Genomic DNA, 13,653 nt, shown 5'->3' on the forward strand with positions numbered 1-13,653 from the left:
CCCTACGGGCCGCCCCAGCGGCAGCCCACCACCCACCCGAACCGAATCACCAGCCACTGCCCACGAGCAGCCAACCCCAAAAACCAACAGGCTCCTCGGCCGGGATCTTGGCGACTGGTGCCCGCAGGCTGACCCTGAGTTGCCAAGATCGCGTCGGGGGCGCGGGCGGCAACGCGGCGAGGCGGCGGCGGGCGGCGGGCAGCGGGCGGCAGCGGGCGGCGGGCAGCGGGCAGCGGGCGGCGGGCGGCGGGCCGGGGTGGTGGGGCGTTGTGGCGGCTTCTGGGGCGGCTGAACCCCCGTACGGTAAATTTTTTGATCTTGTTTCCTGCGTAACGACGGCGTTTCGCCGCGTCACCGAGACTGACCGAACGGACTAGCTTGCGTCGGCCTTTCGGTCGGCTGCGGCATCACGTTCGGTGGATGACAAAACGGGCGTAACCGGTACATGTGATGGCGGACACATCGTAAGGGTTATTTGCTGATTGATGGACGTCATCCACCCTCCCCGAAACATCAGTTCATTACCCCAGCTCAGGTAACGGTTTGAAAACTTCACCCAACTGCTTGACATGAAGGGGCGGTTAGTAAGAACTTTTACCGCGACAGTAAACAGTCCTTCCTGAAAGGGTGTCCGATGGCTGAGCCGAAGATGGACGGCACCGCGTGGACCGCGGTCGCCGACTCGTCGGTTCGCGACAAGGCCGCCCTGAACGGGAGCCCGGAGATCGCGACCGTGCGAGAGGACATGCAGGCGCACGGTGTGTTGCTGCGGGTCCGGACGCTGCTGCCGGAGTTCACCGGCGCGCTGCAGCGGGTGGCCGAGCAGGTGCTCAGCGACCCGGCCGCCGCCTCCCGGGCGACGATCGTCGAGCTGGCCGAGCGCAGCGGCACCTCGCCCGCGACGATCACCCGGTTCTGCCGGGCGGTCGGTTTCGATGGGTACGCGGACCTTCGCCTCGGCATCGCGGCGGAGACCGGCCGGGCGCGATCGGCCGGCTGGACCGTCGACATCGGTCGCGAGATCCAGCCGAACGATCCGCTCGAGCGGGTCCTCGGTCAGATCATGGCGGCCGACACGCGGGCCATGCACGACACCGCCTCGCTGCTGGATCTGGGTGAGGTGGAGCGGGCCGCGGTGGCGATCGCCGCCGCGCCGCGTGTGAACATCTTCGGCGCCAGCGGCTCCGCGCTGGTCGGCGAGGAGATGCAGTTCAGTCTGCACCGCATCGGCATCCCGGTGTGGGCCTGGACCGACGTGCACAACGGTCTGGCCAGCGCCGCGTTGTCCCGGCCCGGCGACGTCGCGCTCGGCATCTCGCACAGTGGCGAGACCGGCGAGACGATCGAGCTGCTCGCGGAAGCGAACAGCCGGGGCGCCACCACGATCGCGCTCACCAGCTTCCCGCGCTCACCGCTGGCCGAGCTCGCCGACATCGTCCTGCTCACCGCCACCCAGGCGACGACCTTCCGGCCGGACGCGCTCAGCGCGCGGCACCCGCAACTGGTCGTCCTCGATCTGCTCTATGTCGCCGTCGCGCAGCGGACTCACGAGCGTTCGCACGCCGCGTTCCAGCGCACCGCCAAGGCGGTGCACGGACACAAGGCCGCGCAAGAAAGCTGAACGTCTTTCTCAAGAATTGAATCCCCTCGGGAGGAAAAGTGAAGCGCAAGTTTGCGGTAGCCGCGGCCCTCGCCGCGACGCTGCTCGGTGCCGCCGCGTGCGGTGGCGGCGGTAGTGAGGACGAGGCCGCCACCTCGGCGACCGGCGCCGTCGACGGCAAGGGCAAGACCCTCAAGGTCTGGCTCATGGTCGACGCCGAGACGGCCTGGAAGGGTGTCGTCGAGGACGCCAGCAAGCGGTTCACCGAGGCCACCGGCGCTCAGGTGAACGTCGAGTACCAGCAGTGGGCGAACCACCTCACCAAGCTGGACGCGACACTGGCCGGCACCGACGTCCCGGACGTGGTCGAGCTCGGCAACACCGAGTTCTCCAAGTACGTCTTCAACGGTGGGTTCGCGGAGCTCAACAAGGGTGACTTCGAGAACTCCGACACCTGGCTGACGGGCCTCTCCGGCGCGTGTGAGCTGGACGGCAAGACGTTCTGCGTGCCCTACTACGCCGGTGCCCGGGTGCTGATCTACCGCACCGACCTCTTCAAGAGCGCCGGCATCACCGAGGCGCCGAAGACCTACGCGGACTTCGTCTCCGCCGCTGACAAGCTGCAGACGGCGAACGCGAAGGACAGCAAGTTCAGCGCGTTCTACATGCCGGGCCAGTACTGGTACGCCGCGATGTCCTGGGTGAAGTCGAAGGGCGGCGAGATCGCCACCAAGGACGGCGACAAGTGGGTCGGCCAGCTCTCCTCGCCGGCCTCGCAGCAGGGCCTGCAGGAATGGGTGGACGTCACCAAGAAGTACTCGAAGGCCGACGTCACCAAGAACGAGAACGAGCAGGCCGGCATCTTCGCGCAGGGCTCGGCCGGCATGTTCTACGGCAACGGCTGGGAGCAGGGCGTGGCCGAGGAGGTCCGCAAGGACCCGAACGACCCGAACTCGGAGCTCGTCCCGACCAAGGTCAAGGGCAAGCTGGCCGCCGCGCCGATGCCGGAGATCCCGTCCTTCCTCGGTGGCTCGAACCTCGGCGTGACCCAGAAGAGCGCCAACAAGGAGCTCGCCGCTCAGTGGATCAAGGCCTTCACCGACAGCAAGTCGATGGAGGGCCTGATCAAGGCCAACGCGCTGCCGAACTCGACCGCGCTGCTGGACAAGGCCGCCGAGAACCCGGCGATCAAGAACCCGGCGCTCGCGGCGAAGTCCAGCTGGTTCCCGCCGAACGCCGAGAAGTGGGCCGACGTCGAGAAGGCCAGCATCCTGCAGACCATGCTGACCGACATCCTGACCGGTAAGAAGACGGTCGCCGACGGCGCCAAGTGGGCCGACGAGCAGATCAACGCCACGCTCAACGAGGCCTGATTCGCCGTGCCGCCCGCGGTGCCTACCGCGGGCGGCACGCCCAGGAGGGATCACTGATGTACGCCGTCGACACCCCGCCCCGGACGTCGGATCCGGCCCCGCAGCCGGCGCCGAAGAAGGTCAACCGGGTCCGCCGCCGCAGCCAGCGTGAGGCTCGGACAGCGTGGCTGCTCTCCCTGCCCACCCTGCTGATCCTCGCCGGTCTGCTGGCCTACCCGCTCTACCGCATGATCGTTCTGTCCTTCCAGAACATGCGGCTGCGGGAGCTGATCACCGGCCTGACCCCGCCGTGGGTCGGCTTCGACCAGTACTCGAAGGCGCTGACCGACAGCGTCTTCTGGGGTGTCGTGGCGCGTACCGCGGCCTTCACGGTCGTCTCGGTCACCATCTCGGTGCTGCTGGGCCTCGGCATCGCGCTGCTCATGCGCCGGGTGCACAGCAAGGTCCGGCTGTTCATGATGATCGCGATGATGTTCGTCTGGGCGCTGCCGGCCCTGGTCGCGGCGCAGGCGTTCCGCTGGATCACCGACTCGGACTTCGGCATCCTGAACTACCTGATCGACAAGATCCCCGGGGTGGACTTCGCGAACCACAGCTGGTTCGTCAACCCGTGGGAGGGCTGGGCGGTGATCACCACGCTGGTGGTCTGGGCCGGCATCCCGTTCCTCGCGATCTCGCTGAGCGCCGGGCTCACCCAGGTGCCGAAGGAGCTGCTCGAAGCGGCCACCGTGGACGGCGCCTCGGCCTGGCAGTCGCTGCGCAACATCACGCTGCCGATCCTCAAGCCGCTGCTCACGATCGTCACGACGCTCTCGGTGATCTGGAACTTCGGGCTCTTCACCCAGAACTGGGCGCTGCGCGACGGTCATCCCGAGCCGGTCTACCAGACTCTGGCGACGTTCTCGTACACGCAGGCGTTCGGTCAGTCCCGGTACAGCTACGGCTCGGCGATCTCGGTGATCACCGTGCTGCTGATGCTCGGCGTGATGGCGTTCTACATCCGCCAGATGTTCAAGATCGGAGAGGTGGACTGATGGCTCGCCACGACGAAGGCGTCGTCACCGTCGGACGCAGCCGGGCCGGCACGATCGCCGCGAACACCACCGGCATCATCTTCGGCCTGTTCATGCTCTTCCCGGTGTACTGGGTGCTGAACACCGCGTTCAAGCCGGAGAGCGAGGTCAAGAGCTTCACCCCGACCTTCCTGCCGATCAATCCGACCCTGGACAACTTCAAGTCGGCGCTGGGGGAGGAGCTCTTCCTGCCCGCGATGGTCAACGGCTTGATCATCACGGCCATGGCGGTCGCCGCGGCGCTCGTCGTCGGCTTCCTGGCGGCGCTCGCGATCGCCCGGTTCAGCTTCTACGGGCGGAAGGCGATTATTTTGGTCGTCCTGGCGGTGCAGCTGGTGCCGTTCCTGGCGCTGCTCATCCCGCTCTTCCTGATGCTCCAGCGGGCGGAGCTGACGAACACTCTGCCCGGGGTCGCGCTGGTCTACCTGGTGCTGCTGCTGCCGTACACGGTGTGGACGTTGCGTGGTTTCATCTCCGGCATCCCGCGGGAGCTGGACGAGGCCGCGATGATCGACGGCTGCACCCGGGCCCAGGTGTTCTGGAAGATCATCCTGCCGCTCACCGGTCCCGGTTTGGTGGCAACCTCGGTCTACGGGTTCATCCAGGCGTGGAATGAGTTCATCATCATCAACACGTTGAACAGCCCGGAAAAACAGAACCTGATGGCCTGGTTGCTCTACAACCAGACCGAACGCGGTACCGCCTGGGGCCCCCTCATGGCCGGTGCGATCATCACGTCGATCCCCGTCGTGATCTTCTTCCTGCTCATCCAGCGCAACATCGCCACCGGTCTGACCGCCGGCGCGGTCAAAGGTTGATTCTCTGAAAGGGACAAAGATGTCTGAGATAACGTCCTCCGAACTGGACCGCCGTACCCTGCTGCGCCGCGCCGCAGCGGTCGGTCTGGCCGCCACCCCCGCCGTGGGCATGCTCAGCGCCTGCGTCGGCGGTTCCGGCGACGACGCCGCACCCGCGCAGGCCACGGGCGAGAAGTCGGCGGAGAACCCGCTCGGCGTCGACCCGAAGACCGGCATCGAGATCATCATCTTCGACGGCGGCCTCGGCACGAAGTACGCGACCGACGTGGACACCCCGCTGTACAACAAGAAGTGGCCGGACTCCAAGGTGACGTACTCCGCCACCCAGGAGGTCTCCACCGTCGTCCAGCCCCGGATCAACGCCGGCGACGCGCCCGACATGATCAACAACTCGGGCTCGAAGCTGATGGACTTCGGCGCTGTCGTCAACGCCGGTCAGGCGCAGGACCTCACCGAGCTGTTCGCCGCCCCGTCCTGGGACATCGCCGGCAAGACCGTCGCCGAGACGCTGGTGCCGGGCGCCATCGAGCAGGGCACGTACAACGGCAAGCCGTACGCGGTGAACTACGCGTACACGGTCTTCGGCCTCTGGTACAACAAGGCGCTGTTCACCAAGAACGGCTGGGTCGTGCCGGAGACCTGGGCCGACTTCACCGCCCTGCTCGACAAGATCAAGGCGGCCGGCATCACGCCGTACGGCTACGCCGGCGCGAACGCGTCGTACTACCAGGTCCGGGCCATCCTGACCAGTGCCGGCAAGATCGGTGGCGAGCAGGTCCTCAAGGACATCGACAACCTGAAGGCCGGCGCCTGGACGAACGACGCGATCGTCAAGGCCGCCGCCGCGTGGGCCGAGGTCGGCAAGAACTACCTGGACAAGAGCTTCCTCGGCCTCAAGCACACCGAGATCCAGCTCCGCCAGAACCAGGACAAGCTGGCGTTCTACCCGTGCGGGTCCTGGCTGGAGAACGAGCAGGCCAAGGACACCCCGCCGGGCTTCGAGTACGCGGTTGCCCCGTACCCGAGCGTGACCTCCGCCGACGCGCTCCCGGCCGCCGCCCTCAACGCCGCGGCCGGTGAGATCTACTTCGTCGCCGCCAAAGGCAAGAACCCGCGCGGTGGCATGGAGTACCTGCGAACGATGCTCTCCAAGGAGGCGGCGCTGGGCTTCACCAAGCTCACCAAGTCGCTTACCGTGGTGGCGGGCGCGGCCGACGGTGTCACCATCTCGCCCGGTCTGACCAGCGCGAACGAGGCCGTCGGCAAGGCCGGCAAGGACATCTTCATGGGCTACCTGTTCGACACCTGGTACAAGAAGCTCGACGACGAGTCCCGCGCCGCCGCGAACGACCTGATGTTCAAGGACTACGACGCGCAGAAGTTCGCGGAGCGGATGGAGGCCGCCGCGCAGGCGGTGGCCGCGGACTCCTCGGTCACCAAGTTCACCCGCAGCTGAGTAGTTAGGCAGGCGCGCACCATGCGGCACGGCAAGTATCCCTTCATCATCGGCTTCCTTGCCGTGCCCGTGGCGCTCTACGGCACCTTCGTCGTCGCGGCATACATCCAGACGTTCCAGCTGGCCTTCACCAACTGGTCCGGGCTGGGGCCGATCAAGTACGTCGGCTTCGACAACTTCGAGCGGCTGTGGAACGACGACCTGTTCTGGCGGTCCGTCGGGCACAACCTCTACCTGCTGATCCTGTTGCCGATCATCACGATCGCGATCGCGCTGGTCTTCGCGTTCCTGCTGAACGCGGGCGGCGGCTCGCACGGTGGCAAGACCCGCGGCATCATGGGTTCCAAGGTCTACCGGGTGATCTTCTTCTTCCCGCAGCTGATGGCGCTCGCCATCGTCGCGGTGATCTTCGGCCGGGTGTTCTCCACGGACGAGAGCGGCATGCTCAACGGCCTCTTCCCGGACTCCTGGTCCCCGTGGCTGTTCCTGGCCGACGAGCAGTGGGCGCTGACCTGCATCCTCGCCGTCATGGTGTGGCAGGCGGTCGGCTTCTACGTGGTGCTGTTCTCGGCCGGCATGGGTTCGATCGAGCAGGAGGTCTACGAGGCCGCGGCGCTGGACGGCGCGAACCGGATCACCCTGTTCTTCAAGATCACGATCCCGCTGCTCTGGAGCACCCTCCAGGTCGCCTGGGTCTACCTCGGCATCGCGGCGTTCGACGCGTTCGCCCTGGTCAACATCATGTCGGTGGACCGTGGCGGTCCGGACGGCGCGACCTCGGTGCTGTCCATGATGATCTACCGGAACGCCTTCGAGTACTCGCAGGCCGGATACGCCTCCGCCCTCGGCGTGGCGCTCTTCTTCCTGACCCTGACCTTCGCCGCGCTGACCCTGCGGGTCACCCGGCGGGAAGCGCACTGAGGTTCACCGATGACGACTACCGCTGCTCCCGTCGCTGAGGTTGCTCCGCCGCAGGTGCAAGAGAAGAAGCGCGAGATAAACGCGCTCAACGGACTTGCTCATGTCGCCCTTTTCGCGTGGGCGGTCGCGACGGCCGGTCCACTGATCTGGGTGCTTCTCGCCTCGTTCAAGAGCAACACGGAGATCTTCCTCGGCAAGCCGTTCGCGCTGCCGTCGTCGTTCTCGTTCGACACCTATGTGAGCGCCTGGAACGAGGCCAACATCGGGCAGTACTTCCTGAACAGCGTCTTCGTCGTCGCGATCAGCACGGCCGGGACGATGCTGTTCGGCTCGATGGCGGCGTACGTGCTGGCCCGGTACCGATTCCGGGGCAACCGGTTCCTCTACTACCTGTTCGTCTCCGGCCTGGCGTTCCCCACGTTCATGGCGATCACCCCGCTCTTCTTCATCCTCAAGAACCTCGGGCTGATCAACACGTTCACCGGCCTGATCCTGGTGTACATCGCGTACTCGCTGCCGTTCACCGTCTTCTTCCTGGCCGCGTTCTTCAAGTCGCTGCCGCACGAGATCGACGAGGCGGCGACCGTCGACGGCGCGTCGCACACCCGGAAGTTCTTCCAGATCATGATGCCGATGGCGAAGTCCGGCCTGATCAGCATCACGATCTTCAACATCGTCGGGCAGTGGAACCAGTACCTGCTGCCGGTCGCGATCATGCAGGGCGCCGGCGCCGACTCGAAGTGGGTGCTCACCCAGGGCATCGCGAACATCAGCGTGCAGGCCGGTTACCACGCCGAGTGGTCAACGCTCTTCGCGGCGCTCACCCTGACGATCCTGCCGATGATCGTGGTCTATGCGATCTTCCAGCGGCAGATCCAGGCGGGTCTGACCGCGGGCGCGGTCAAGTAAGAAGTTGTCGTACCGCGGGCGCAGAATGACGGCGTGCTGGTAGCGGTACTCCCTGACGGTCGGCTGCAGGACCTGCGTGCCGACGGCGGGCCGGCCGGACCACCTCACCAGGTGGCCGACCTGCCCGCGACCATTGCTGCCCGGGAGGCCGCGGACCAGCCACGCTGGGTCTGGCCGTCCACCGCCGGCATCTATCCGGCGCTGCTGCGCGCCGGTGTCCGGGTGGCCCGCTGCCACGATCTGGAGCTCACCGAGGCTCTGCTGCTCGGGCACGCGGGGCGCTGGGGCGAGCCACGGGGGGTCGCCGCGGCGATTGCCCGCATCCGCGGCCTCCCGGCGCCCCCCGATCCGCCGCGTCCCGACGCCGAACCGCCGGGTTTCGCCCAGGCCGCCCTCTTCGAGACAGCCTCGGCCCCGATTGTGGAAATTCAAGACCTTCTTGAGGTGTACGGGGCGCAGCAGCGCCGGATCGCCGAAACTGATCACCCCGGCCGGTTCCGGATGCTCGTCGCCGCCGAGTCGGCCGGCGCCCTCACGGCTGCCGAGATGGGGCACACCGGGCTGCCGTGGCGTGCCGACATCCACGACGAGCTGCTGCGTGAGCTGCTCGGCGCGCCGCAGCCGGTCGGCCCGCCCCGGCGCCTCGCCGAGCTGACCGCCGAGATCAACGCGGCGTTCGGGGTGCGTGGCCTGCACCCGGACTCGCCGGCCGAGGTGGTGAAAGCCTTCGCCCGGGCCGGCATCCACGTGCCGAACACGCGCCGCTGGGTGCTGCGCGGCGTCGATCATCCGGCGGTCGCGCCGCTGCTGGAGTTCAAGGAGCTCTACCGGATCTGGACCGCGCACGGCTGGTCCTGGTGCGACGCCTGGGTGCGCGACGGCCGTTTCCGCCCGGAGTACGTCGCCGGCGGTGTCGTCTCCGGCCGCTGGGCGACCCGTGGCGGCGGCGCGCTGCAGGTCCCCAAGGTCGTCCGCCGGGCCGTGATGGCCGACCCGGGCTGGCAGTTCGTGGTCGCCGACGCCGGTCAGCTCGAGCCCCGCGTCCTGGCCGCCGTCTCCGGCGACTCCCGGCTGGCCCGCGCGGCGGCCGCCGGTGACCTCTACGCGGCGCTCGCCGCCGACTCCTTCAACGGCGACCGGGGCAAGGCGAAGATCGCGCTGCTCGGTGCCATGTACGGGCAGACCGGCGGGGATGCCATTCCGGCGCTCGCGGTGTTGCGGCGGCACTATCCGGTGGCTTTCGAATATGTCGAAGCGGCTGCTCGGACCGGCGAGAGCGGGGGTCTTGTCCGCTCGTGGCTGGGGCGGACGTGTCCTCCCGCTCACGTGGCTCGCGATGCGGGCCTCGACCCACCGGATGACGTCGCGCCGCCACCGGGGCGGGCACGCGGGCGATTTACCCGAAATTTCGTGATTCAGGCGACGGCGGCGGAGTGGGCGCTGGTGTTGCTCGCCCTGCTCCGGACGGCCCTGTCGGATATGTCAGCCGAATTGGTGCTTTTCGTGCACGACGAGGTCGTGGTGCACTGCCCCGAGTCGCAGTCCGCTGCCGTTGTCGAGGCGGTGCAGGAGTGCGCCGCCCGGGCCGGCCGGATGCTCTTCGGCGACACATCGGTCCGTTTTCCCCTGGACGTCTCAGTGGTTGGTGCCTACGCCGACGCGAAGTGAAGAAGTGGGTATCGTGGAGTCTCCGGCCGAGAGGCGCTGCAGCGGGCCACCCGTCACGCTCGACCGGTGATCCACCCCGAAACAAGGGCGCCTCCGACTTTCCTCGGAGGTGTGTACCCCGTGACTTCCACCGTCACCACGCTGCGCGAGTTGCTCGCCGAGCGGATCCTGGTGCTCGACGGCGCCTGGGGCACGATGCTGCAGGGCGCCAAGCTCACCCCGGCCGACTACCGCAACGAGCTGATCCCGGCGGACCACCCCAAGGACGTCACGGGCGACCCCGACCTGCTGATCCTCACCCGGCCGGACGTCATCCTCGACGTGCACCGGCAATATCTCGCGGCCGGCGCGGACATCACCACCACCAACACGTTCACCGCGACGAGCATCGCCCAGGCCGACTACGGCCTGGAGCACCTGGTCCGCGAGATGAACGTGCAGGGCGCCCGGCTGGCCCGGCAGGCCGCCGACGAGGCCACCGCGCGGGACGGCAAGCCCCGGTTCGTCGCCGGCTCGGTCGGCCCGCTCAACGTCACGCTCTCGCTGTCGCCGAAGGTGGAGGACCCGGCGTACCGTGCGGTCACCTTCGACCAGGTCAAGGCGACCTACGCGGAGCAGATCGCGGCGCTCGCCGAGGGCGGAGTCGACCTGCTGCTGGTCGAGACGATCTTCGACACGCTCAACGCGAAGGCGGCCATCGCGGCTGCTCACGAGGTCGCTCCGGACCTGCCTCTCTGGATCTCCGTGACGATTGTCGACCTCTCCGGGCGTACCCTGTCGGGTCAGACGGTCGAAGCGTTCTGGCGCTCGATCGAGCGCGCGAAACCGCTGGTCGTCGGCGTGAACTGCTCGCTCGGTGCGACCGAGATGCGCCCGCACGTCACCGATCTCGCCCGGCTCTCCGACGTGTACGTGGCCTCGCACCCGAACGCCGGCCTGCCCAACGCGTTCGGCGGCTACGACGAGACCCCGGCCGAGACCAGCGCCCTGGTCGCCGGCTTCGCCTCGGACGGCCTGGTCAACATCGTCGGCGGCTGCTGCGGCACCACCCCGGCGCACATCGGCGCGATCGCCACAGCGGTGGCCGGCATGACGCCGCGGGTGATCGACCCGCCCGCCCCGACGACCCGGTTCTCCGGCCTGGAGCCGTTCGAGATCGGCCCGGACACCGGCTTCGTGATGATCGGCGAGCGGACCAACGTGACCGGCTCCGCCAAGTTCCGCCGGCTCATCGAGGCGGGCGACCACCAGGCCGCCGTCGACGTGGCCCTGGAGCAGGTCCGCGGCGGCGCCAACCTGCTCGACGTCAACATGGACGCCGACCTGCTCGACAGCGAGCAGGCGATGACCACGTTCCTCAACCTGATCGCGACCGAGCCCGAGGTGGCCCGGATCCCGATCATGATCGACAGCTCGAAGTGGAGCGTGCTGGAGGCCGGCCTCAAGTGCGTGCAGGGCAAGGGCGTGGTCAACTCGATCAGCCTGAAAGAGGGCGTTGATCAGTTTTTGTCGCAGGCGCGCCGCATCCGTGACTTCGGCGCGGGCGTCGTCGTGATGGCCTTCGACGAGCAGGGCCAGGCCGACACCGCGGATCGCAAGGTGGAGATCTGCGGGCGGGCCTACGACTTGCTGGTCGAGGACGGCTTCGACCCCAACGACATCATCTTCGACCCGAACGTGCTCGCCGTCGCGACGGGCATCGCCGAGCACAACGGGTACGCGAGGGCGTTCATCGACGCCCTCCCGCGGATCAACCAGCGCTGCCCGGGCGCCCGCACCAGCGGGGGCATCTCCAACCTGTCGTTCGCGTTCCGCGGCAACGACGTGGTCCGTGAGGCCATGCACTCGGCGTTCCTGTTCCACGCCGTCAAGGCCGGCCTGGACATGGGCATCGTGAACGCCGGCCAGCTCGCCGTCTACCAGGACATCCCCGCCGAACTGCTGGAACTCGTCGAGGACGTGCTCTTCGACCGCCGCGAGGACGCCACCGACCGGCTCGTCACCTTCGCCTCCACGGTCACCGGCAGCGGCGCCAAGCGGGAGGTCGACCTCTCCTGGCGGGAGGCCCCGGTCAGCGAGCGGCTCACGCACGCGCTGGTGCACGGCATCGTCGACTTCATCGAGGCGGACACCGAGGAGGCCCGTCAGGAGCTGCCCAAGCCGCTCGACGTGATCGAGGGCCCGCTGATGGACGGCATGAAGGTGGTCGGCGACCTCTTCGGCTCCGGCAAGATGTTCCTTCCCCAGGTCGTCAAGAGCGCCCGGGTGATGAAGCGGTCGGTCGCCTACCTCGAGCCGTACATGGAGGCCGAGAAGGAGCAGGCCCGCCTCGAGGGCCGCATCGACCCGGGCCGTGGCCAGGGGAAGGTCGTGCTCGCCACGGTCAAGGGCGACGTGCACGACATCGGCAAGAACATCGTCGGCGTCGTGCTCGGCTGCAACAACTACGAGGTGATCGACCTCGGCGTGATGGTCCCGGCCGCGAAGATCCTGGAGACCGCGATCGCCGAGAACGCCGACGTGGTGGGCCTGTCCGGCCTGATCACCCCGTCGCTTGACGAGATGGTCGCGGTCGGCGCCGAGATGCAGCGCCGCGGGATGAACCTGCCGCTGCTGATCGGCGGCGCGACCACGTCGAAGCAGCACACCGCGGTGCGGATCGCCCCGGCGTACGAAGGCTCCACGATCCACGTGCTGGACGCGTCCCGGGTCGTCGGCGTGGTCTCCAACCTGCTCGACCCGGCCCGGGCCAAGACCCTCGACGAGGACAACCGGATCGAGCAGGAGCGGCTGCGGGTGCAGCACGAGCAGCGGCACTCCCAGCCACTGCTCACCCTCGCGGCGGCGCGGGCCAACCGCGAGTCGGTCGAGTTCAGCGAGCTGCCCACACCGGCCTTCACCGGGGTACGGGAGGTGGCGCCCCCGATCGCCGAACTCCGCCAGATGATCGACTGGCAGTTCCTGTTCCTGGCCTGGGAGCTGAAGGGCAAGTACCCCGCGATCCTCGATCAGCCGGTCGCCCGGGAACTGTTCGACGACGCCAACACGATGCTCGACCAGATCATCGCCGACGGCTCGTTCCAGGCCCGCGGCCGGTACGGTTTCTGGCCCGCCCACGCCGACGGCGACGACATCATCCTGGAGAACGGCTACTCGTTCCCGATGCTCCGCCAGCAGACCGAGAAGCCGGCCGGCCGCGCGAACCGCTGCCTCGCCGACTACATCGCCCCGGCCGGCGCGGGCTCGCGTGATCATCTGGGCGGTTTCGCGGTCGCCATCCACGGCGCCGACGAACTGGCCCACCGCTACGAGGCCGAACAGGACGACTACCGGGCCATCATGGTGAAGGCCCTCGCCGACCGTCTCGCCGAGGCGTTCGCCGAGTACCTGCACCTGAAGGCCCGCCGCGAGTGGTTCGAGCCGGACGCCGAGCCGAAGCTGGAGGACCTGCACGCCGAACGGTTCCGGGGCATCCGCCCGGCCCTGGGTTACCCGGCGTGCCCCGACCACAGCGAGAAGAAGGATCTCTTCAAGCTGCTCGGCACCGAGGCGATCGGCGTGCACCTGACCGAGTCCTACGCCATGACCCCGGCAGCGGCGGTGAGCGGCCTGATCTTCGCCCACCCCGACGCGCGCTACTTCACTGTCGGCCGTCTGGGCAAGGATCAGATCGAGGACTACGCCACCCGCCGCGGCCTCCCGGTCGCCGAGGTGGAGCGCTGGCTGCGGCCGAACCTCGCCTACAACATCGACTGACCCGCGTCCGGCGTGTGGAGGTGGGGCGATCCACACCTCATCCTCCACACGCTCGCTGCGCTGGGTACCGGCCGGAGTG

At 68.0% G+C, this 13,653-nt stretch carries 9 protein-coding genes; all 9 read left to right on the forward strand.

Annotation, left to right across the window (positions count from 1 at the left end):
• Positions 1 to 634: 634 nt before the first annotated feature.
• The 9 genes from AB0F72_RS33520 (at position 635) to metH (ending at position 13,574) form a co-directional block, all read left to right on the forward strand.
• Entirely contained in the window at positions 635 to 1,621 is a 987-nt protein-coding gene (locus AB0F72_RS33520) for a MurR/RpiR family transcriptional regulator (RefSeq protein WP_360439985.1), read from the forward strand.
• 38 nt (positions 1,622 to 1,659) lie between these two features.
• Positions 1,660 to 2,973, forward strand: a complete 1,314-nt coding sequence (locus AB0F72_RS33525; RefSeq protein ID WP_360439988.1) for an extracellular solute-binding protein — start codon at positions 1,660 to 1,662, stop codon at positions 2,971 to 2,973.
• Positions 2,974 to 3,029: 56 nt separating this feature from the next.
• The gene (locus tag AB0F72_RS33530; protein WP_360439991.1) at positions 3,030 to 4,007 is read left to right on the forward strand and encodes a sugar ABC transporter permease; all 978 of its coding nucleotides are present in this window, start codon (positions 3,030 to 3,032) and stop codon (positions 4,005 to 4,007) included.
• The gene (locus AB0F72_RS33535; RefSeq protein ID WP_360439994.1) at positions 4,007 to 4,864 is read left to right on the forward strand and encodes a carbohydrate ABC transporter permease; all 858 of its coding nucleotides are present in this window, start codon (positions 4,007 to 4,009) and stop codon (positions 4,862 to 4,864) included. Before AB0F72_RS33530 ends, AB0F72_RS33535 begins: the two co-directional genes overlap by 1 nt.
• Positions 4,865 to 4,883: 19 nt before the next feature.
• On the forward strand, positions 4,884 to 6,320 hold the full coding sequence (gene ngcE / locus AB0F72_RS33540; RefSeq protein WP_360439997.1) for an N-acetylglucosamine/diacetylchitobiose ABC transporter substrate-binding protein: 1,437 nt from the start codon (positions 4,884 to 4,886) through the stop codon (positions 6,318 to 6,320).
• A 21-nt stretch (positions 6,321 to 6,341) separates the two neighbouring features.
• The gene (locus AB0F72_RS33545) at positions 6,342 to 7,241 is read left to right on the forward strand and encodes a sugar ABC transporter permease (RefSeq protein ID WP_360440000.1); all 900 of its coding nucleotides are present in this window, start codon (positions 6,342 to 6,344) and stop codon (positions 7,239 to 7,241) included.
• A gap of 9 nt (positions 7,242 to 7,250) precedes the next feature.
• Positions 7,251 to 8,150, forward strand: a complete 900-nt coding sequence (locus tag AB0F72_RS33550; RefSeq protein WP_360440003.1) for a carbohydrate ABC transporter permease — start codon at positions 7,251 to 7,253, stop codon at positions 8,148 to 8,150.
• 33 nt (positions 8,151 to 8,183) lie between these two features.
• The gene (locus tag AB0F72_RS33555) at positions 8,184 to 9,818 is read left to right on the forward strand and encodes a bifunctional 3'-5' exonuclease/DNA polymerase (RefSeq protein ID WP_360440005.1); all 1,635 of its coding nucleotides are present in this window, start codon (positions 8,184 to 8,186) and stop codon (positions 9,816 to 9,818) included.
• Between the two features lie 120 nt (positions 9,819 to 9,938).
• A complete protein-coding gene (metH, locus tag AB0F72_RS33560) occupies positions 9,939 to 13,574 on the forward strand; it encodes a methionine synthase (RefSeq protein ID WP_360440008.1) in 3,636 nt (1,211 codons plus the stop codon).
• The last annotated feature ends 79 nt before the right edge of the window (positions 13,575 to 13,653 follow it).

The organism is Actinoplanes sp. NPDC023936, from assembly GCF_040639325.1.
Lineage (GTDB): Bacteria > Actinomycetota > Actinomycetes > Mycobacteriales > Micromonosporaceae > Actinoplanes.